Annotated in this window: 17 protein-coding genes; 13 read left to right on the top strand and 4 right to left on the bottom strand. The window is 40.4% G+C overall.

All coding sequences use genetic code 11. The features are described 5' to 3' along the window. Positions 1-182 precede the first annotated feature (182 nt). The gene (locus tag AACM45_RS07745; RefSeq protein WP_339141838.1) at positions 183-1,607 is read left to right on the top strand and encodes a serine hydrolase; all 1,425 of its coding nucleotides are present in this window, start codon (positions 183-185) and stop codon (positions 1,605-1,607) included. A gap of 207 nt (positions 1,608-1,814) precedes the next feature. On the opposite strand, the gene AACM45_RS07740 is transcribed toward AACM45_RS07745, so the two are convergent. The 4 genes from AACM45_RS07740 to AACM45_RS07725 form a co-directional block, all read right to left on the bottom strand. Next, complete coding sequence (locus AACM45_RS07740) at positions 1,815-2,228, bottom strand: DUF3052 domain-containing protein (protein WP_339141837.1); 414 nt, start codon at positions 2,226-2,228, stop codon at positions 1,815-1,817. 6 nt (positions 2,229-2,234) lie between these two features. Next, complete coding sequence (locus AACM45_RS07735) at positions 2,235-3,149, bottom strand: TolB family protein (protein WP_339141836.1); 915 nt, start codon at positions 3,147-3,149, stop codon at positions 2,235-2,237. A gap of 10 nt (positions 3,150-3,159) precedes the next feature. Next, positions 3,160-3,567 carry a DUF1761 domain-containing protein gene (locus tag AACM45_RS07730; RefSeq protein ID WP_339141834.1) on the bottom strand — a complete coding sequence of 136 codons (408 nt, stop codon included), beginning with the start codon at positions 3,565-3,567 and terminating at the stop codon, positions 3,160-3,162. Positions 3,568-3,673: 106 nt separating this feature from the next. Further along, entirely contained in the window at positions 3,674-4,489 is an 816-nt protein-coding gene (locus AACM45_RS07725; protein ID WP_339141833.1) for a helix-turn-helix transcriptional regulator, read from the bottom strand. Between the two features lie 590 nt (positions 4,490-5,079). Here AACM45_RS07725 and AACM45_RS07720 point away from each other — a divergent pair. The 12 genes from AACM45_RS07720 to AACM45_RS07665 all read left to right on the top strand — a co-directional run bounded on the left by AACM45_RS07720 (position 5,080) and on the right by AACM45_RS07665 (position 21,432). Beyond that, positions 5,080-5,481, top strand: a complete 402-nt coding sequence (locus AACM45_RS07720) for a cupin domain-containing protein (protein ID WP_339141832.1) — start codon at positions 5,080-5,082, stop codon at positions 5,479-5,481. Positions 5,482-5,506: 25 nt separating this feature from the next. Continuing rightward, on the top strand, positions 5,507-7,078 hold the full coding sequence (locus tag AACM45_RS07715) for an MFS transporter (RefSeq protein ID WP_339141831.1): 1,572 nt from the start codon (positions 5,507-5,509) through the stop codon (positions 7,076-7,078). 305 nt (positions 7,079-7,383) lie between these two features. Next, positions 7,384-8,517, top strand: coding sequence for a helix-turn-helix domain-containing protein (locus AACM45_RS07710; protein WP_339141830.1), 1,134 nt, complete (start codon positions 7,384-7,386; stop codon positions 8,515-8,517). Between the two features lie 84 nt (positions 8,518-8,601). Further along, positions 8,602-9,798, top strand: a complete 1,197-nt coding sequence (locus AACM45_RS07705; protein ID WP_339141828.1) for a leucine-rich repeat domain-containing protein — start codon at positions 8,602-8,604, stop codon at positions 9,796-9,798. Positions 9,799-10,005: 207 nt separating this feature from the next. Next, entirely contained in the window at positions 10,006-11,328 is a 1,323-nt protein-coding gene (locus tag AACM45_RS07700) for a serine hydrolase domain-containing protein (protein ID WP_339141827.1), read from the top strand. A gap of 147 nt (positions 11,329-11,475) precedes the next feature. Continuing rightward, complete coding sequence (locus tag AACM45_RS07695; RefSeq protein ID WP_339141826.1) at positions 11,476-12,774, top strand: metal-dependent hydrolase family protein; 1,299 nt, start codon at positions 11,476-11,478, stop codon at positions 12,772-12,774. Positions 12,775-12,800: 26 nt separating this feature from the next. After that, complete coding sequence (locus tag AACM45_RS07690) at positions 12,801-13,952, top strand: serine hydrolase domain-containing protein (protein WP_339141825.1); 1,152 nt, start codon at positions 12,801-12,803, stop codon at positions 13,950-13,952. A gap of 2 nt (positions 13,953-13,954) precedes the next feature. Beyond that, positions 13,955-15,127 (top strand): DmpA family aminopeptidase, encoded by a 1,173-nt coding sequence (locus tag AACM45_RS07685; RefSeq protein ID WP_339141823.1) that lies wholly within the window; start codon positions 13,955-13,957, stop codon positions 15,125-15,127. A gap of 342 nt (positions 15,128-15,469) precedes the next feature. Continuing rightward, a complete protein-coding gene (locus tag AACM45_RS07680) occupies positions 15,470-15,871 on the top strand; it encodes a MarR family winged helix-turn-helix transcriptional regulator (RefSeq protein ID WP_339141821.1) in 402 nt (133 codons plus the stop codon). Between the two features lie 88 nt (positions 15,872-15,959). Further along, the gene (locus AACM45_RS07675) at positions 15,960-17,315 is read left to right on the top strand and encodes a TolC family protein (protein ID WP_339141820.1); all 1,356 of its coding nucleotides are present in this window, start codon (positions 15,960-15,962) and stop codon (positions 17,313-17,315) included. Between the two features lie 2 nt (positions 17,316-17,317). After that, positions 17,318-18,370: an efflux RND transporter periplasmic adaptor subunit gene (locus AACM45_RS07670; protein WP_339141818.1), complete on the top strand. Its 1,053-nt coding sequence runs from the start codon at positions 17,318-17,320 to the stop codon at positions 18,368-18,370. After that, positions 18,367-21,432, top strand: coding sequence for an efflux RND transporter permease subunit (locus AACM45_RS07665; protein ID WP_339141816.1), 3,066 nt, complete (start codon positions 18,367-18,369; stop codon positions 21,430-21,432). The genes AACM45_RS07670 and AACM45_RS07665 overlap by 4 nt, the downstream gene beginning before the upstream one ends. Positions 21,433-21,560: the final 128 nt, after the last annotated feature.

Raw genomic sequence — 21,560 nt, 5'->3', positions numbered from 1 at the left:
TAGTACCTTTCGCCGTCTTACGAAATACTATCGATTGTACCAATTATAGAATAAGTCTAGTGTGCTAATCAACAAAGTGAGTAAGACCACTTGCTTCAGACTGCCTAACCAATTTAGTGACCAATTACTTTATGAGACTTAAATTTATTGCTATAACCGTATGCTTTCTAACTGCATTTAGCTTGAAAGCCCAAGTAACGGAACAAACCGAATTATTTAAAAGTATTATGCGCAAAGACAGTCTGCTATTCCAAGTAGGCTTTAATTCTTGTGATATAGGTCAGTTTGAACATATTTTGATGGCCGATTTTGAATTTTTCCATGACAAGGGAGGCATACAGGACAAAGCGGAATTTTTAAATGCCCTTAGAAATGGATTGTGTAAATCACCCGAACAGTATCAATCAACAAGGGTACTATCGAAAAACACTACCAAGATTTACCCGCTTTATGCCAATGAAAATCTGTATGGTGCCATTCAAACGGGGGTACACCACTTTTTTGAAACGATAAATGATAAAGAGCAGCGGTTTGCAAGTTCGGCAGACTTCACGCATCTCTGGATATCGGAGAACGCTGATTGGAAACTAAAACGAAGCCTAAGTTACAATCACACAAATGAACGGGCCGAAACGCCTATTGATTTATACAGACCATCGGAACTCAAAAACTGGTTGCGGGAACATAAGATTCCCATTCTCGGACTTGGGATAATCAATAACGGTGAATTAGAAGAAATCAAAGTAATCGGTGACCTGAACAAAAAAAAGAAAGCACCCCTTAATACCATATTCAACGTTGCTTCCCTGACCAAGCCTATTACGGCCTATATCGCCCTGATGTTGGCAAGTGCGAATAAATTGGATTTAGATGAACCTGTCTACCACTATTGGGTCGATCCAGATTTAAAAGATGATAAAAGGCATAGGCTCTTGACGACCAGACATATACTCAGCCATCAGACCGGTTTTCCGAATTGGCGGGACAAAACATTGAAATTTCAATTTATGCCAGGCACTGCATATCAATATTCTGGCGAAGGTTTCGAATATTTGAGGATGGTATTGGAAAACAAGTTCAAAAAACCCCTTGATCAGTTGGCGACCGAATTAATTTTTGAGCCACTAGGTATGGTCGATACCCGGTTCATTTGGGACGATACCATGCACGAACAACGCTTGGCCCCTGGAATTGCTCAAAACGGGGAAGTTTATGAAACCCATAAGAGGACCAATGCCAATGCAGCCGATGACCTGCTTACGACCGTTGAGGAGTACGGCACATTTTTGACCGCTGTTCTAAATGGATACGGATTGTCTCAAGAGCTGGTTGAAGAAATGCAATCGAACCAAGTCCAATCCCAAAAAGGAAAGCATTTTGGACTGGGGTTTGAAAAGTATGATTTCAAGGATGGTAATTTTGCAATGTCCCATGGGGGAGCTGATAAGGGTGTACAGACCATTTTTTTTATTTTTCCTAAAACCAAACAAGGAATTTTGATTTTCACCAATGTGGACGATGGTTATAAAATTTATGAAGATCTACTGATACAATACCTGGGGAGCTACGGTAGGGAAATACTAGAAATAGAAACAGGGAAAAAATAGGCGCAACTAAATACCTGTATTGTTCCATGCTAATTTGTAGCGTGCCATGGCCTCAATAGTTTGAGGTTTGATTCTTGCCCCAACTATTATGTACAAACCTTCTTAAATAACGGAATCCTATTTTAGGGGTAGGTTCAGGTGACCTTTTTGTATGTCTAAACAGTTACGGCTTTTATCAAAAATTTTGTTCGAAACAATAAGATGGCCTTACCTATTTTCTTTGCGATACATGAATTTGAGCCCAGACCAGTCATTGTCGACCGCACAGACCTTGATATCGACCAATCCTGTTTTAAGCAAGTGTTCCCTAATCGGTTCGCGTTTTAAATCGGTAGGGATTTTTGACGCCCCTTTCGGCCAACTTACCCAAAGGATTCCAATTTTCTTCAACGTCGGCTTTACCATTTGCACCAGGCGTTCAAGTTCTGAATGGTGGCGGACAAAAATATGGATGAGGTCATAGGTCTCACTATTCAGCTTTTTACCTTGTTCCACATCGTTGGGGAAATCGCTGAAAAGGCTCATGTAGTGATCCGGTTCATTGACGAAGAGTACTACAAAACCTTCTTTAATACCCAATTTTTTAGCCAATGGTGTTTTTGAATATCCGGCAGTTTCCATAATGGGTTATTTTGATTTGACAAATACGGGTGCGTACTGTTCCACGTCATCATCGGTCAATTGAATGACCTTGCCATCAACGGTGCGCTTATAGAGTTCGTACCCCGATTGGTTGTTCATAGAGGCCTCAAAGATAAGTTCGCCCTTTTGGTTCCAATCGTGGTAGACCTGATTGTTGCTTAAGGGGGTTACTGATGTCATTTCGGTGCCATCGGGGTTCATACTATAAATATCATAATTATCAGCTCTTTTAGAAGCGAAAGAAATCTTGTTGTCTGCCCGCCATCGGGGAGCGGCGGCCAAATAACCTGTCCATTGTTTGCCTGCACCTTCATCTTGATGCGCAGTGATTTTTTCCATTTCACTCGATTTCAGATCCAGTACGTATAGGGCATCGGTGAAACCCGGTTGACGAGGTGACGACACGGTACTGCCACGAAAAACAATACGGTCACCATCAGGTGAAAAAGTAGGGTCGTTTGCGTACGCAAGGTCAATAGGTACCTTTTCAAGAATAGTACCCTTGAGGTCGATGATATAAAAAACCGTGCTATCCGACGCTGCAGGTTTAACGATGAATTGCGTGCCGTTCGCTCGGCTACCCAACCAACTATCCGCCAGTTTGAAGTCGGTTATTTTTCGAACGTCATTTCCTTCGTCATCCATTTCATAGAGGTATAGGCATCGAAAACATTCCCCTCTATCCGATAGAAAATAAAGCTTCTCGCCATAACTGTAATAGACCCAATCGACCGATTTTGAATTGGTGATATTCTTTGTGTTCTTGCCATCTGCGTCCATTACGTATATTTCATAATCTTGAGCAGCGGCATCTTCGAGCACATTATAGGCTATCTTTTGTTGCGCTTGGCAACCTAAGGCTACAAAGACTAAACTTAATGAGTATATTGTATTTTTCATTTTTTAGGTTTTACCTCCAGATTCCCAAAACGAATCCGATAAGGGTATAATAAATTATGATGTATCCGCTGTTGATAAAAATATACCGCCACGACTTTTTCTCAAATAGGGCAATCGCCGTAAAGATCATGGCGCAAAACCCAAAACCCGTGAAAAAGCCTGCGGACGTTCCCCAAATCCAATCGGTATTGGCGTCCCCCAGAAAGAAGGCCATATTATACGACATGATGAGCGCAAGCACAAAGCTAATACCGTAAAGTTTACCCATATTGGTATTTTCAAAATCGGCATCGGTCAGGTGGTTCTCTTTTTTCCAGGCCTTGTAAAAAAGCGCTGGGCTATACCATAGCGCACCCACGACTAAGTTCAATACCGCGCAGCAAAAGACGGCGAGATGGTTGATGTACATTGTTTCCATAATTTTTGGTTTAGTGAACAGATTAATACGCCACAAAGAAGTAGGAACTACTGTTCTTAAAATTGTAAAAAATTTACCCCTTGGTTTATTTGAATAGCGCTATCGTTCATTTTACCGGTAGAAAATTGGGATAGTCTTCGATATCACTCAGGTATTTTTTTGGGTTGATGCCCGAGAACGACTGAAAATCTTTTATAAAGTGCGCTTGGTCAAAATAACCACAGTCAGCGGCAACCATGGTCCAAGAAATGGTTTCCTTGTTTTCTACAGCCGCCAGTATTTCGTTGAAACGCACAATACGGTGGAATTGTTTCGGTGTCAGGCCCACATACTTTTTAAAAAGCTGGATAAATTGTTTTTGGGAATACCCCAATTTTTCTGAAAGTTTACTCAAATTGATTTGTGTCGGCGAATTTTCAATGGCTTCAATCGCATAGCGCATGACCTCAAGATAAAAATCATCTGCGTTCAGTTGCCGGTCCAACCATTTTTCAATGGCCCTAAACTTTTCTTCGGCTGGTGTGGGTTGCTTGAGTTCTTGAAGTAAGTTCAAAATAGTTGGCCCAAAAATTTCTTCTGCGGGTACTACGCGATTGGTATAGAACGCCACTGAACCGTGTATGAGGGGGAATCCCGCCCCCGGTTTAAAGACGAGTACCATCATCTCTTCATGGTGACTGCTTATGGTAATGTAATCTTTCAATACACCTGAAAACCAAACATCGCTGCACGTTTGGGAAATTTCGCCCGTGTTGTTGTGGTATATGAACTTTGGATTACCCGTGAGTTCGAAAATGATATTAATGGTGCCGTCCGGAAGGTATTTGTCCTTTTTATGTTCCGGAAAATAATCTTTGTGATAAAGCAGTGCGGCTACATAGCGTTCTAAATTTTTCGGAATTTGGTGTTGGTTGAAAATCATGATATCTAAAATAGTGAAATTCGTGGAACCGTATTCCGCCTAAGATTTTTCACCTTTTGCAAGAGCCACATCGTTTCTTGAAGAGGATTTCTCAAAAAAACAATAAACACGATTCTTGATTTTTGACTTTTAAAATAGAATTACTTTGTTGTTCTGAATCTTCGAAACCGTAACATAATACTTTGCTTTTAAGTAAAAAATCCGATTAGGGTTCACTCCAAGCATGTAAATAACCATGCATTGTCATATGGGTAGAGGTTTGGTTCACGAAATCTCATCTACGCTACTTTTCTAAATGGCGACTACATTTGATAATATGAATGTCGAACCATGACATATCGCACTATTCGAAGGAACATGATTTTTTGAAAATTGATAGCACTTTCCAATATACATATTCCATATCAGTTAGCTTTTAATTGGATTACGTTCTGACGTCAGGTCAAAAACCGGTATTTTGAACTTTTAAGGTCTATAAAGACCAATCAAAAACGAGTTGATATCCTGCTCGTTTTACAAGTAGTGATTAAAACGTTAACCTTTCCGTTTAAAAAATTGGATCTAAGAACGGATTAAATCAAAGTAGAAAAATGCCAAAAGAATCAAGAGTAGCACCAGTATTGGTTTCTAAAGAAGAGTGGATCAGAAAAGAGAATCCCCCGAAAGGGGCATTGGAAGGCCATGAATATGGGTACAATTGCGTATCGATTCGATATAGTGTTGATGGAATAGGTGAGGGGCCAAATATGCATGTTCATCCCTATGATGAGGTATTCCATATACTTGAAGGTCGCGCAGAATTTACCGTGGGGGAGAAAAAATTTATTGCAGAAGAAGGAGCGGTCGTTTTCGGGCCGGCGAACATACCCCATACCTATAAGAATGTAGGCCCAGGTCGTCTAGATTCCCTTGATATCCACCTCAACAGTGAATGGATCCAATACGATTTACCACGTGAGGGTGAAGACCTAAGTGCTCCCGAACTATCCTGAATTTAAACATACCAACGTAAGCCATATGGGTTCAAAGAAATCTTCCAGTCCCTACAAGAATACTTTTTTCCTGTTATTCGTAATAGCGACTTTTATCTCGAATACGGGCACATGGTTATTTGCCGTGGGTTCTAGCTGGTTAATGACCGAGCTTGACTCTTCGGCATTTATGGTTTCGCTGGTGCAAACAGCTACGCTGATACCACTATTCATCTTGGCATTACCGACGGGTGCCATTGGGGATATTTACAATCAAAAAAGGATTGTAATAATTTCCCAAAGCCTGTTGATCTTGAATACCTTAATCTTTGCCTATATCGTTTATTTAGATAAGGCCACGGTATTCTTGCTACTACTTTTCACCTTACTTAATGGGGTAGGGGCGGCGTTCTCAAGACCAGTGCTTGCCGCACTTACCCCACAGCTGGTCAAGCGCGAACAGTTAAGGACAGCTATCAACCTAACGGGTATCGCCTATAATTTAAGTCGGGCCTTGGGGCCTATCTTGGCGGGAAGCCTCATCACGCTTTATGCCTTGGATATGCCTTTTTGGTTAGACGCCATATCTTTTGGTGCCGTAGTACTTGTCATCCTTTTTTGGAAGAGGGAAGAACAAGAAGAAAAACTACCAAACCAACGATTAACATGGGCAGTAGGCGATTCCATCCGTTTTTTACGATATACACCGGCCCTTTATCATAGTATTACCAGGGCATTGCTGTTTTTCTTTCCGGCGGCTTCCCTTTGGGCCTTAATGCCCCTTGTGGCCAAAGAGCAATTCAACGGAGGTGCCGATTTATATGGCTACCTGCTGGGAGCAGCAGGATTTGGGGCGGTAAGTAGTGTGATCTTTTCCAGTTATGTCACCAATAAATTGGGGGCGAATAAATTGACCGTACTCGTGTCTTCGATACTTGGTATCTGTTTGTTCTTGTTGGGCTTTGTTGGCTCGCCTCATATTGCGATTGCAATATGCTTTATATCAGGAATCTGCTGGCAAATGGCGTTTACCAGTATAATGACATCGGCCCAATATGCATTGCCCAAATGGTATGGCGCACGTGGTATGGCTTACTTTCTAATGGCAATGTCAGGTAGTATGGGCATAGGTAGCGCACTTTGGGGGTTGCTTGCTGATCAGACCACCTTGCAATATGCCCTTTATGGCGCAGGTCTGGCAAGTGCGGTCATTGGTTTCATTGCCATAGTATTTCCATTGGATCTTGCCAAAGATGGTAATTTTACGATGGCCACTGATCTGCCTGAACTATCAATTTCAAGGGACAATGATAAGGGAGGTTGGGTAATGGTCAACATTATATATTCCATAAGTGATACGCTAAAAGAAAAAACCATAAAAAGAATAAAAGCCATACGGAATAAACGCTATCGAGGTGGTGCCATACAATGGAGGTTATTCGTTTCTTCTGAAAATCAGAACCAGATAGTCGAATCATACTATGAGATTTCTTTAGACCAGTTGATAAGGCATCAGCACCAAGTAACGAAGTACGATAGAACTACCGAAAAAGAGCTTTATAACTGGATTAGGGAAAATGGGGGCGAAATAGAACGACAACACTTTCAAGAAGTTTAGGTATTGCGCAAACCGAATCAACCGAAACAACATCTTTTTTAGATTTCGTGGAAGGGGGTTACGAAGTATTACAATTCATCCATGAGTTTGTATTTCCATAAATCATGTGCAAAAAGCGAAATTCGGTCGCAACTACACCACAACTTAGAAATAGAATATGAAAAGTGGCTTTTTTGAAGGTACTTGGTCAAAAATCTTAACGTTAAGGTCTTGCGTTGAGATTGCGAACCATGTTACAATGCACTAATTTTAGGCCGTAGATTGCCTTCGGTTAGGCTAAAATTTTAGTAAACGAATTTGATGATATGAGCTTTACCCCTACAGCGGCATTACTTCTTTTCGGGTTGTTCCAAAGTACCATAATGCTGTTTTTGATATTCAAGAATAGGGACTGGCGGCAACCCCAGAACAAATTACTAATGCTGATTTTAGTTGTGGCCGGTCTTTCATTGGTGCCTACTTTTTTGGGTAATACCGGGCTTATTGAGACGAATGATTATCTAAGATTCATCCCCTTAAATCTGGTCATTTTCATTTTTCCGTTGTTATATCTCTATTTCGAATCGATACGCAAAGTCAATTTTAAGATAGATAGTAAACGTATTGGGCACTTCATAATCCCTGTGATTTTTACTTTGTACTATGTCATCGTTTGGGTAGGTAGTTTATTTGTTGCTATTCAAGATAAAGGGAACTTACTATCGAAGCTAGCTTATTTTGAGGTGCAGTCCGCATATTATTTTGTGCTTTTATGCCAAGCAATCGCCTATACGACACTATCGCTTCTAGAATTAAAAAAGAATGGCAGGGTACAACTTTCGAAAGACAATCTTAAGTATCGCAACTGGTTGATTTATTTGTTTTTATTCTTTTTCGCCGGTGCCCTTTTTGAATTGACCTCTACCCTTATAGGCAGAATCTATGGCTATTGGAGGAGCTCGCCTTTAGACGATTGGTTGGGTTTTTCGCTCACTATGGCGGTTAAGATATATAATGCCGTACTGCTTTATGTTATTTCATTGGTGGGGTATGTGACCTACTCTACCTTTAGGTCAACTAAGATGGGCTTTGATAAAACGGTAATCGAAAGACAGCTTAAAAACATCCTTCATAAAATGGAAACCGAAAAGCCCTATTTGAATAAAGATTTTTCGTTGTCCACTTTTTCCAAACAACTTCAAGTAACCCCTGCCGTTTTGTCAAACTTACTGAACACCCATTTGAATGTAACCTTTAATGACTTCGCCAATAAATTTCGTGTGGATGAGGTGAAGGATAAAATACAAAACGGGGCATACACTAATTTTACCATCGAATCAATTGCCGCTGATTCAGGTTTTAAATCAAAAACCACCTTTTATAGGGCCTTTTATAAATTCACTTCCCAAACGCCAAAAACATATATTGGCCAAGTCTCCGATAAGAAAAAGGTTTCATAGTATACGATGAAACCTTTTTTAGGGCAATTTCTTTTTTAGAGCCGCTAGAGTTATTGAATTTTGAAACAATAATAACTATCTCTTATGGACATTTTAAAGATAATCGTATCGACCCTGACACTGGCTTTTTTTACCCTGGCCGCTGCCCAAGATAATGACAGTATTGTCGTAATTGAGGATTTTTACCTAGATCACGCAATACGAGAACATTTTGATAAACCAACAGGGGCGCTCACGAAGGCCGATTTAGAATCATTGACCCGTTTTTCAGCAGTAGGGAGGGGGGTCAAGTCTTTAAAAGGATTGGAATATGCTAAAAACCTTACTTCTTTAAGGCTTGATAACAATTCCATTAGTGATTTAAGTCCGCTGTCAGGCTTGATCAAGCTTAAGAACTTGGTCATTAACGGTAATAAAATCAAGTCATTAAAAGCCCTTGAAAACCTTGTTAACCTTGAGCACTTCCTTTTTGATAGAAATCAGCTTACCACTATTGGTCCGTTATCGAATTTAAAGAAGCTCAGTGGTATTTCAGGAAATTTCAATAATATCAAAAGTATAGAAGTTGTCAAAAACTGGACAGAACTGATACATTTTAATATGGCGTTCAATGAATTGGAAGATATCACACCCCTAAAAGAACTGACCAAGCTAGAAGGGATATGGATTCCGAATAACAAGGTCACCAATATCGAAGCGGTAAGGGGATTGGAATCATTGGAAGTGTTGATATTGGAAAAAAATCCCATCTCGGATATTCAAGCTATGAGTGGGCTCCATAAATTGGTTCAATTAAACTTAATGGATACAAAAATCGAAGACTTTAGCCCTTTGTCCAACTTAAAAAGTATTGGGGTATTAGTGCTTCGTAAAAATAATTTGACGGATTTGGGTTTTCTTGAAAATCTGACCAATATCGAATGGCTTGACTTACGGGAAAACGACATTGCCGATATTCAGGTCTTAAAAAACCTGAGAAAACTTAGAAAATTGTTCTTAGCGGGCAATAACATCAAATCTATTGAGCCTTTATCTAATATGGAGCACTTAAAATGGGCTTTGTTGGCGCACAATCAGATTGACAATTTATGGCCACTATATGGTCTAAAAAGTCTAACGGACATCTCATTTTATGGTAACCCTATTAGGGCGACGCAGGCCTTGATTAACATGAATACTAGCGTCATAAAAAGATTGGATGTAAATGGAAGCTATGTCATAGCTGCAGACGAGAAATTCAACTCCATTTATGGGCTTGAACCCAGCAGAAAACGCCAATAATTATAAGCGTGTGAAAAATCTTGTAACCTTCCCACCAAATTTATCGTCACATGGTAAACTGCCTCGGGTAAGGCTATCTGCCGAGAAAGGTAGGCCCGTGAGGTATACAAAGGAATCTAAACCTATATTTCGACACATGTATTGGAGCATCCAATCTCAATTGTCAGGCAAAAAATAATAACCATAAACCCAAAATACCCATATACTATGAGAAACTTAAAATTTCTTTTTCTAATACTTACCGTTTGTGCCTTTGGCCAAGGTGGAACTACTTCCGATTTTGAAGAAAAATTGCCAAAATGGCAAGAAGAGCATAAAGTTCCTGCCGTTGCCATTGGCATTATTGAAAATGGAAAGGTTACATACACCAAGGTTTTTGGAGAACAGCGCATCGGGTTGCCCGCAAATAACCAGAGTATTTTTACGGTAGCGTCCCTTACCAAACCTATATTTGCCACCGTAGTACTTAATTTGGTGTCGCAAGGAAAGTTATCGCTTGATGAACCTCTGTATAAATATCACTTAGACCCCGACCTGAAGGTAGATGACAATCTCAAAAAGTTGAGCGCTCGATTTGCCTTAAGTCATCAGTCAGGTTTTGTCAACTGGAGAAATATGAGCCCCTCAAAGAAATTGAAATTCAATTTTGAACCCGGTAGTCAATATCTGTATTCGGGTGAGGGCTATGAATACCTGCGAAAGGCTTTGCAGAACAAATTAGGTGAAGATTTGCCAAAATTGGCCGAAGAGGTGCTTTTTAAACCGCTTGAACTTACTAACATAGCCTTTACCTGGCAGTCGAATTGGGATATGAAAAAAGTAGTTTATCCTTTTGACAAAAATTTTGGGGAGTATGAATATGCCCCAAGAACCGAATTAAATGCTGCCGCGGGCTTGTTAACTACTATTAAAGACTATACGGAAGTATGTGCTTACGTAATCAATGGGGCGGCCTTTTCTAAACCGGTGTTTGAAGATATGGCCTCACCACAGGTCAAGGTCAAAGAGAACTTATTTTACGGATTGGGATGGGAGGTAATACCTGAACTTTCCAATAAAGAGTCGGTCATCATGCATTCGGGTGATGAAAATGGTATCAAGACCTTCGCGGTGCTACTGCCTAAATCTAAAAAAGGAATGGTCATTTTCACCAATGCCAACGAAGGTTATAAGGTATATCAAAAGGTCGTAGAGACCTATCTTGATGAGGGTAAGGAAATCTTTGAGATCAAGGCTAAAAAAATGGTTCCGACCGAAAAATATATCGTGCCCGTCGAGAACTTAGAAAATTATACAGGTACTTTTCAAATCAAGGAAAATGTTACTTTCAATATTGTTGCTGAAAATGGAAAGCTCAACTTGGTCATCCCTGGTCAGAAATCCGTGAGATTAGTGGCGCAAACGGAAATGGTCTTCCTGGTAGATGAAGAATTGAAAGTAGAATTCGTAAAAGGCGGAAACCAATCGTTTGACAATGTGGTTTTATACCAGTATGGTGTAAAATCATATGAAGGCAAAAGGATAGAATAAAGGCGTGATTTTCTGGGGTGCTCTATTTCTGGCTTAATGAAATATGCTCATTTTGGAAGTCCCCTCCTTTTGGAAAATAGTTTTATTCATACGCTGAATTTCTGAAAATCAAAATAGAAGCACTTATTAAAAACTATCAATAGCTTCATGAAAAAATCTGTAGTGTTTGCTTGCTTATGCCTTTGCTTCGTAGGATTCGTATTTGCACAATCTGCAGAAAAGGAGGATATAAAGTATATCAAAGCGGGAAGGTTGTTTGATTCTGAAAAAGGCAGGATATTAAGTGACCATATCATTAAAGTCGTAAATAATACGATATTCGAAGTTGGGACTACTATTCCCATTCCAGAAAACACATCGGTCATTGATTTGTCTTCTTACACCGTTTTACCGGGTTTAATAGACGGGCATACACATCTTTTACATTCAGAAGCCGTAACGGACAAACACCCTATTGCCAATGAAATTTTGTTTCAAGGAGATGCCCTAAGGGCATTACGTGGTGCGAAAAGGGCAAAATCATTTCTTGAAAGTGGTTTTACTACCGTAAGGGACTTAGGTAATTCAGGACAATTTTTAGATGTTGCCTTAAAACAGGCCATAACCGAGGGAACTGTTGTCGGACCGCGCATGTTCGTTTCTGGCCCCATTATTTCTTCGGAAGGTGGACAGGTTGTGGGAATACTCAAGCATCACCATCAAATTACATCCAACGAATACAGGATTATTAAAAATGTAGATGACGCGATTAATGCAGTAAGGGAAAACGTAAACTATGGGGCGGATATCATAAAAATCTGTGCCAATAATACGCCCAATAACACGAGCTTGACCATCGATGAAATGAGGGCCATTGTCAAAATGGCTAACCGCTACAACAAAAAGGTTACGGCGCATGCAACTAGCAACATCGCCGTTTGGGAAGCAACCACAGCTGGGGTGGATGCCATTGAACATGGTTATGCTATTGCTGACTCCACACTGACCCTTATGGCTAAAAAGGGAACTGCGTTAGTGCCTACTGATATATCGAAAAAACTACTCTATAAGTACTTTGAACTCCTAGACTTTAAAGGAGATCTTGAAAAGGCAGTAATCAGTTACCAAAGCCGTAAAAGGGACCGCTTGCAAAGGGCCATAAAAGCAGGTGTCACCATTTTGACAGGATCTGATAATTATATGGATTTTGAAATTCCGCAAGGTGAGGCAGCTAAGAACATCCTTGTTGCGTATCAAGAAGAAGGCATGGAACCCCTTGAGATTCTGAGATCATCCACATACCTATCCAGTAAATTTATGAACATGTCCAATCGTATTGGGGTTATCAAAAAAGGGGCTTTTGCCGATATTATTGCCGTAAGGGGAGACCTTGAGAAAGATTTTTCAGATACCATATTCAATGTAGTTTTTGTCATGAAGGATGGAAAAGTATATATTAAAGAGTAAACACCGCTGAAATCAATCACTATGAAATGAAATATAACGGGACCACAAGATTTTTAGTTTTCTTTTTGATAACCAGTATCCTAGTGGTATCATGTGGCGACTCCCATAAAAAGACGATACTTGTACCGAACGGAACCGAAATAAATATTTCCGATTTCGATGTATTTATTAAAAAAAAGTTGTCACAATATGAGGTGCCCGGGTTAGGAATTGCGATACTCAATGGAGATCAAATTGTGTATAGTAAGACATTTGGGGTAAGCTCACTTAAAAATCAAAAAAAAGTCACTAAAGAAACCATTTTTGAGGCTGCTTCACTTTCTAAACCCCTATTTGCGTATTTTGCTATGAAGCAAATGGATAAAGGTTTGATAGCCCTTGATACTCCCTTATATGAATATGTGGATTATCAAGATATTCAACATGATGAACGCCATAGGAAGATAACAGCTCGTACGGTGCTGTCACATACTACGGGATTGCCGAATTGGAGATCGGAAAACGATACCTTAAAATTCATTTTTCCTCCGGGCGACACGTATGCTTATTCAGGCGAAGGCTTTCAGTATCTCGCTCGTGCATTGGCACAGGTAAACCATGTGGATAGGGATGGACTTTTTGAGATTTTCAAGCAAGATATTGCCATACCCTTGAAGGCCGAAAGACTATATTATGACTGGAATGAAGATATAGCCAAACATAAAGCCTGGGGGCATAAAAATGGTAAAGAGGAATCAAATGGCCCATCTGACTTTCGTGTTGCTGAATTTGGTTCGGCCCATAACCTACATACTGATATTGATAGTTATGCACGCTTCATTGGTGCTATGATTTCAGGTGCACATATTTCTGACGAATCATATGCAGAGCTACTGAAGAAGCAGGTCGTAATTCCTGAAGGGGACTATGAAAAGGCGGTTCTGGGCAATACGCATTGGGGTCTCGCCTTTGGCATGAAAAACACCCCGAATGGTTGGATGTATTCCCACGGGGGAAATAATGGCGATTTTACGGCCTTCACTATCTTTTATCCTGATGCAAAATTCGGATTGGTATTATTTTCAAATTCCGAAAAAATCATGTTCTCTAACTTTACCAATGAAATTGCCTCGTTTTTACGGACAGATCTACATATGGATATGAAGGCGTTGGAAAAAATATTGGCCAAATACGAATAAGAATGAAAAGAACTATTAGTACCGTATTATTTTTGAGTATTGGTCTTTTGGTCTTTTCCCAGAAACCAAGGGCTAGGGATCTAAAGATTCCGTTTGAGGGAAAGACGGGAAAATTAAATGCCATTACCGATGTTAAAGGTGTTGAAGTAGGATATAGCACTATAATTTCGGGAAAGGGTGGAAATGTTTTGGGAAAAGGCCCGATTAGAACTGGGGTTACCGCCATTTTTCCAAGGGGAAAAGCAAAGAAATTCAGCCCTGTATATGCCAATTGGTACAGTTTGAATGGCAATGGTGAAATGACCGGCACGACCTGGGTAACCGAGTCCGGTTTTTTAGAGACCCCTATTATGATTACCAATACCAATAGCGTTGGTGTTGTTAGGGATGCCGTTCTGAAGTGGTATGTTGACCACGATTGGTATAGTGGGGAAGATTGGTGGTATACCTATCCCGTAGTCGCGGAAACCTATGATGGATTCTTGAATGATATTTATGGATTTCATGTCAAGGAAAAGCATGTGCTAGAGGCCATTGAGAACGTTTCTGGAGCTGCAATTAAAGAGGGAAATATTGGGGGTGGCACAGGAATGATGTGTTTAGGTTTTAAAGGAGGAACGGGAACTTCTTCGAGAATAGTAAAAATAAAGGATAGTACCTATACCCTTGCAGCCTTGGTACAGGCAAATTTTGGTGCCAAGAAAAATTTGACTGTGGCTGGGGTACCCGTTGGTCAAGAATTAAAGGATACCTTAAATTACGTTTTTAAAGGTTCCCCAAAGTCAAGGCGACAACCTGGAGATGGTTCCATAATCGTTGTCGTAGCGACGGATGCACCCTTGCTTCCCCACCAGTTAAAACGTATAGCACAACGCGTTCCATTGGGGATTAGGGCCGTTGGAGGCTATGGAAGCAATGGGTCCGGTGATATCTTTATCGCTCTTTCCACGGCCAATGAAAAGGCGTTTGACCGAGAGGTCATGACTACGGTTCGTACCCTTCCGAATGATCAAATGACACCCTTATTCGAGGCCACTTCCCAAGCTGTTGAAGAGGCGATCATCAATGCCATGTTAGCTGCTGATGATATGGAAGGAATCAACGGAAATAAGGCCTATGCCTTACCCCATGAACTATTGGTCAAGACTTTAAAAAAATACAGAAGGTTGAACTGATGTGGTATAAAGCACTAGGTGCTATTATGTTCGGATTTATTCAACCGTATTTAATAACTACTTGGTAATCATCTCGTTTGGGGTTTCCTTGCGGTCGAATAGGCAAGAGCGGCAATTTACCCCCTATGAAACAGTAGTTGCTATAGTTGGTGTCAAATATCTGGTTCGCCATGCCTTAATAGGTAATACCCAAATGAAATTTTAATAAGGATGGGTTTAGTGCTATACTTGGGTTTAGCAACCGAATGATAAGACATGGAGGCCCTAGATCCAACTAGGGCAAGAATGTTAATCTAAAGTTAATAAAGTTGCATATACAACATATGGAATTATCTTTGTCCCATGAAATATGCACTAAGCCATTGTGTCGCATTTAGATTGAGAAGACTATCGCGGATAGCGGACGGTCACATAAGAAAGGTATTGAGTGACCACAAGATTACGGAGAATCAAGTAACCTTACTCTTTACCTTACATGAAATGGGGAGGGTAGAGCAAGGGAAAATAGGGGAGGCCTTATGTTTAGAGCGGTCCACGATTAGTAGAAACTTCAAGCTTTTGGAGAAGCAGGGCCTGGTAGTGCGTACCAATGATTACAGACCCGAAGTAGAATTGACAGAAAAGGGTATTGATCTGGCAAAAACGATAATTCCCAAATGGGAGAAGGCTATGGATATCCTTATGGGAACATTGAATGATGAGGGAATGGGTAGTCTTAAAAACCTGGAAAAAAGGATGCTTTAAAAAATTTAAGATAAATGTTGTATATACAACATAAAATAATAAAAGTAATCCAATTGTCACGACAACATCAAATTTTAATACGATTATTATGAAGAACAAGCTAAAATATACGTTGTTTTCCCTGCTCTTGTGTAGCATGTCAGTACATACCCAAAGTAACTTGGAAGCCTATGTTGAAGAAGGATTGCGTAACAATCGTCAGTACTTAAAAGAACGCCTTAATACGAATATTTCCAAAGAGGAGGGTAAAATAGCCAGAAGTCGCTTTTTGCCAGATTTCTCATTCAATGCGAGTTATACACTCGCAGATGGTGGGCGTACTATAGACATTCCTGTTGGGGATTTATTCAATCCGGCCTACGCCACCTTAAACCAATTGACGAACTCAAATCAATTCCCGACCGATTTGGCCAATGTCAGCGAGCAACTGCTACCAAATGATTTTCATGAAACCAAATTACAGATCGTACAGCCTATTCTAAATACGGATATCTATTACGGTTACAAGGCGAGCAAGGCACAGATTACGGTTAACGAAGCCAAAGAAGAAGCCTATAAGAATGAACTTTCCTTTGAGATACGCAAAGCCTATTATAATCATCTGAAACTTATAGCGCAGAAAACCATATTGGACAGTACACGTCTCATTGTGAAAGAACTGGTAAGGGTCAATGGAAAATTTGTCAAATATGGAGTTGCTACCAAAGACGTTTTGTACAATGCCGAAGCTCAAAATTATGAAATTGAGGCACAATTGGCTACAGTACAAAGGAATATTGCGGTTTCCCAAAATTTTTTCAACTTCTTGTTGAACAAAGATTTAGAGTCCCCAATTCGTATTGATACATCCGTACGGCAAAATAATGCCAAGTATAATCTTTTGGCACTGCAAAAATCAGCACTTGCCAATAGGAGTGAGTTGGAAAGTATTAAAAACGGGATTGCGGCGAACAAGTTCGAAATAAAACGAAACAAAGGGTATCTCATTCCCGATGTCAGTGCCGCCGCAGAATTCGGATATCAAGGTTTTGGGTATGATTTTGATCAAAACCAGGACTATTACTTGATAGGCTTTAAGCTGTCTTGGTCCATTTTTCAGGGTAGGCGTAACAAAGCCAAGATACACCGGGCCAAATTGCAAAAAAAGCAACTGGAAACCGATTATTCCGAAGTTGAGAACAGTATTCTTCTCGAAGCTTCAAAAGGTTATTACGAGTACGAAGAATCCCTGGCAGTATACGGGTCTCGATTGTCACAACTTAAAAGTGCCACTGAAAACTTCAAGATCATCGAAGCAAAATACAAACAAGGACAGGTGCTTTTGGTGACCTTCAACGAAGCAAGAACAAATCTTACTACGGCGCAACTTAATGAATCCATCGCACGGTTCAATATCAAAATAGCCAAAGCCAACCTTTTAAGAATAACACAAAATAATATATAGTCATGAGAAATAAAATTTTAATTGTATTGGTGGTCATCGTTGCCCTGTTCTACAGTTGTAAAAAAGAATACACCAAAGACGGAACCACTAAAATAGTGAACTACAAGAATGTAGGGGTGCAACATGTAGAACGATTGTTGAATGTACAACCTATAACAGCGACGGGTACCCTATTATCCAAAGAAGAAATAGTCTTATCCTTTAAAATTAGTGGTATCGTTGCGAATCTGCGCGTAGAGGAAGGAGAAACGATTGAAAAAGGACAACGGTTGGGCAGTCTCGACCTTACCGAAATCAATGCCCAAGTAGTCGGTGCACAAAAAAACTATAACAAATCGGTACGCGATTTGGAACGCGCAACAAATTTATATCGTGATACGGTCGGAACTTTGGAACAGCAACAAAATGCCAAAACGACCAGTGAAATTGCTAGATCCAACCTTCAAATTGCCCGGTTTAATCAGCAACATGCCGTATTGGGTGCCCCAATAACCGCTAGGGTGCTCAAAAGATTAGTTGAAGAGGGGGAATTGGTTTCTGCTGGGCAACCGGTTTACATAATCGGTAGCTCCCATACAAACGGTTCACAGATCGTACGTCTAGGACTATCGGACAAAGACATTATAAGAGTTGGTTTGGGGGACAAGGCATTAATCGGTTTCGATGCGTTTGTAAACAAGGAATTTGAAGCTAAGGTCACCGAAATAGCCGGATCGGCAAACCCGAAAACAGGCCTTTTTGAAGTTGAGCTTACCATCGGTAATTTTATTCCCGAATTGAAGAATGGATTCATTGGCAAAGTTGCGATCTACCCGTCTTCGAAGTTCCCATCACTTAAAATACCAATGAACGCATTAGTGGAAGGGAACGAAAGAAAGGCCTCTATCTATTTTACCCAAGATGAAAAAACGTTGACGAACGTAGAAGTTGAGGTGCTTGAAATCAAGGGTGATTATTTTACAATAGCGGTTTCAGAGCTTCCTGAAGATGCAAAAGTAATTACAAGGGGCGCCCCTTATTTAAAGAATAACGATTCCATAAATATTATACAATGAAACTACCCTATCTAGCACTTAGAAACTATCTTTTTGTTCTTACAACGGTTTTTCTTTTGGTTTTTTTAGGCATCCGTTCCTTCACGACCATGCCGCGCTCCGAAGATCCATTCCTATCCCTTCCAAATTATACCGTGGTAGTCGTATATCCAGGTGCTAGCCCCGAAGATATGGAAGAGTTGATCGTTGATCCTATCGAAGACGTTGTAGACGAACTGGATGACATTACCGAAATAAAAACAGAAATTGCTAACGGACTTGCCGTTTTGCAGATTGAAGCAGAGTTTGGAATCGACTATGACGGGAAGTATGACGATATTGTTTCTGAAATCAATAAAATACGCAATGAACTTCCGGACGGTATCATTGAACTCGACATTGACCAGTTCAAACCTGCGGATAGAGTTGTGGTCAATCAATTCGCAATGGTCTCTGACAACGAATCCTACAAAACGCTCCATGACTATGCCGAAAAATTGGAAGATGCTCTTGAAACCTCCGATTTGGTAAATAAGGTCGAAGTTGAAGCAAACCCACAGGAGGAGATTCGAATCAGCCTCGATTTCCAAAAAATGGCCACCTTGGGCATTCCTCTTCGCCAAGTAATTGGAACATTGCAAGGTAACAACGTCAATGTACCGGGGGGTACTATAAAATCCGGTGATCTGGGTTTCAACCTCAAATCAACGGGCAGCTATGATACGTTAGGGCAACTCCGCAATACTGCCATTACTTCCAATGGTGGACAAATCATATATCTAAGTAACATAGCTACTGTAGCATATGACTATGAAGATTTACGATGGATAGGCCGTTTCAATGGTAAAAAAGCCATTTACGTTTCGGTGACCCAAAAGAAGGGAGGCAATATTCTTAAACTTTCTGAAGAACTTGAAGAAATAACCTCGAATTTTATAGCCGAACTTCCAACTACTATTGCTTTGGAAACGGCTTTTGAACAAGCACCAGCCGTGAAATTAAGAATCAACGATTTTATAACCAATCTCTTTCAAGGAATCATTTTAGTAGGTGTCATTATTCTATTGTTTTTAGGATGGCGACCCGCCATGGTGATTATGGTCGTTATTCCGCTTTCCATTTTAATAGCTGTAATGCTACTCGATTTTACCGATTATGCACTACAGCAAATAAGTATCGCGGCATTGGTCATTGCCCTTGGGCTTTTAGTGGATAACGGTATCGTGGTTATCGAAAACATTGTGCGTTTCAAACGTGAGGGACACACCTTATTGGAGGCCGCCGCCAAGGGAACGGGAGAAGTGGGGTATGCTATCATCAGTTCCACCGTTACCACGGTATTGGCTTTTGCACCCTTAACACTATTGTCGAGCGGGCCGGGCGAATTTTTACGTAGCCTACCGTTAACGGTAATATACGTATTGACCGCTTCACTTCTATTGGCATTGACCTTTACGCCTATACTTGCCAGTAGGGTATTAAAAAAAGGGAAAGCGGTTAAAAGAGCCGTAATATCCAAAAAGCTGGAGTCCTTTGTAGAAACGTGGTATAGACCTTTATTGTCCTTCTCCCTTAAAAAAGGATGGATGGTCGTCTTGGGCGGGTTTGCAGTGTTGTTGTTTTCGTTGTTATTGTTTCCCAGTATTGGTGTAAGCTTTTTTCCTACTGCCGATAAACCCATGTTGCTCATTGATGTAGATCATCCCTATTCCAGTAATATTGAACACACCGACAAAACGTTGCGCTTTATTGAATCGGTCTTGGATACTACTGAATTTGTTTCACACTATACCACCAATGCGGGGCATGGAAATCCGCAGGTATATTACAATCGTATTCCCGAAGAATACAAAACGTACCATGGAGGGGTTTTGGTGAATTTTGATGATTGGAATCCCGAGCTGTTCTATAGAACGTTAGATCAATTTAGAAAGGCATTTGAGGATTATCCGGATGCCATGATCTCATTTCGTGAACTAAAAAATGGCGCCCCTTTTGAAGCACCCATTGAAATTTTATTGATAGGAAACGAGCTCGATACCCTAAAGCGAATCTCATATGACATTGAAAAAATTGTAGCTGAAACTGAAGGAACCTTGGATGTTGATAACCCTTTGGCCGTGGCGAAAACCGATATTAAAATAGAGGTAAACCGGGATAAGGCGTCACTTCTCAATGTTTCCTTACTGGACCTTGATCAAACCATACGGGCAAGTCTAAACGGATTGAACATAGATAATATTCAAATTGATGGGGATGATGAGGATTATCCCTTGATTATACGGTTGCCATTTACCACCAAACCTTCGCTAGAAGATTTTGATAAAGTATATGTAACCAGTACCGTAGGTGAAAATATTCCCCTACGTCAACTGGCTACGATCCAGTTTGAACAAGATTATGCAAAAATAAACCATTTCAATACGGAACGTAATACGGCTATAACGGCAAACGTTATCGATCCTGACAACACCAAGGCCTATACAGAGGCCATTATTCCAAAACTAGAGAACTATGACTGGCCAAAGGGATATCGGTATTACATTGGGGGCGAATATGAGACCCAGACCGAAAGCTTTGGGGATTTGGGTATACTTTTGTTGACGGCGCTCATCTTAATATTTGCGGTGCTTGTACTGCAATTTAAATCAATTACCCAACCCTTGATTATTTTTTCTGCCATTCCCTTGGCCATAAGCGGCTCTTTTATAGCGTTATTTTTATCAGGTTGGTCATTTTCCTTTTTTGCCTTTGTAGGGTTTATCAGCCTTATAGGAATCGTCATTAATAATTCAATCATCCTAGTGGATTATACCAATCAGCTCATGGCCGAAGGCCAGGATAAAATAACCGCTATCGAAATGGCGGCCAAAAGAAGGTTTACACCAATAGTCCTCACATCGCTTACTACGATTCTTGGTTTGATGCCCTTGACTTTTTCAGGTACTTCGTTGTGGTCTCCTTTGGGTTGGACACTTATCGGGGGAATGATTTCGTCTACTTTGTTGACGTTGTTGGTTGTACCTATACTCTTTAAGTGGTTTACAAAAGATAGGTTAAACGCAAAACCAACGATTAGTTGATGATGAAATCAACAGTTTCTGCTTGCCACTGCACTCCATTTGCTAGGAGTAAGCGGTTTACCGTGTTGGCAGTTTAAAGGAGTGGTTGAATAGGTGGAGGAAGTTAACCAGGCTGAAACGATAACAAT

The organism is Croceitalea sp. MTPC5 (assembly GCF_036985505.1).
Taxonomy (GTDB): Bacteria; Bacteroidota; Bacteroidia; order Flavobacteriales; family Flavobacteriaceae; genus Croceitalea.
Note: the sequence above shows the minus strand (reverse complement) of the source record. Positions and strands in the feature narration are given on the sequence as shown.

Excerpts from the sequence above, each read along its gene's own strand:
- AACM45_RS07740 (WP_339141837.1), bottom strand. The coding sequence starts at position 2,228 with ATGGAAACTGCCGGATATTCAAAAACACCATTGGCTAAAAAATTGGGT.
- AACM45_RS07735 (WP_339141836.1), bottom strand. The coding sequence starts at position 3,149 with ATGAAAAATACAATATACTCATTAAGTTTAGTCTTTGTAGCCTTAGGT.
- AACM45_RS07730 (WP_339141834.1), bottom strand. The coding sequence starts at position 3,567 with ATGGAAACAATGTACATCAACCATCTCGCCGTCTTTTGCTGCGCGGTA.
- AACM45_RS07725 (WP_339141833.1), bottom strand. The coding sequence starts at position 4,489 with ATGATTTTCAACCAACACCAAATTCCGAAAAATTTAGAACGCTATGTA.
- AACM45_RS07720 (WP_339141832.1), top strand. The coding sequence starts at position 5,080 with ATGCCAAAAGAATCAAGAGTAGCACCAGTATTGGTTTCTAAAGAAGAG.
- AACM45_RS07715 (WP_339141831.1), top strand. The coding sequence starts at position 5,507 with ATGGGTTCAAAGAAATCTTCCAGTCCCTACAAGAATACTTTTTTCCTG.
- AACM45_RS07710 (WP_339141830.1), top strand. The coding sequence starts at position 7,384 with ATGAGCTTTACCCCTACAGCGGCATTACTTCTTTTCGGGTTGTTCCAA.
- AACM45_RS07705 (WP_339141828.1), top strand. The coding sequence starts at position 8,602 with ATGGACATTTTAAAGATAATCGTATCGACCCTGACACTGGCTTTTTTT.
- AACM45_RS07700 (WP_339141827.1), top strand. The coding sequence starts at position 10,006 with ATGAGAAACTTAAAATTTCTTTTTCTAATACTTACCGTTTGTGCCTTT.
- AACM45_RS07695 (WP_339141826.1), top strand. The coding sequence starts at position 11,476 with ATGAAAAAATCTGTAGTGTTTGCTTGCTTATGCCTTTGCTTCGTAGGA.
- AACM45_RS07690 (WP_339141825.1), top strand. The coding sequence starts at position 12,801 with ATGAAATATAACGGGACCACAAGATTTTTAGTTTTCTTTTTGATAACC.
- AACM45_RS07685 (WP_339141823.1), top strand. The coding sequence starts at position 13,955 with ATGAAAAGAACTATTAGTACCGTATTATTTTTGAGTATTGGTCTTTTG.
- AACM45_RS07680 (WP_339141821.1), top strand. The coding sequence starts at position 15,470 with ATGAAATATGCACTAAGCCATTGTGTCGCATTTAGATTGAGAAGACTA.
- AACM45_RS07675 (WP_339141820.1), top strand. The coding sequence starts at position 15,960 with ATGAAGAACAAGCTAAAATATACGTTGTTTTCCCTGCTCTTGTGTAGC.
- AACM45_RS07670 (WP_339141818.1), top strand. The coding sequence starts at position 17,318 with ATGAGAAATAAAATTTTAATTGTATTGGTGGTCATCGTTGCCCTGTTC.
- AACM45_RS07665 (WP_339141816.1), top strand. The coding sequence starts at position 18,367 with ATGAAACTACCCTATCTAGCACTTAGAAACTATCTTTTTGTTCTTACA.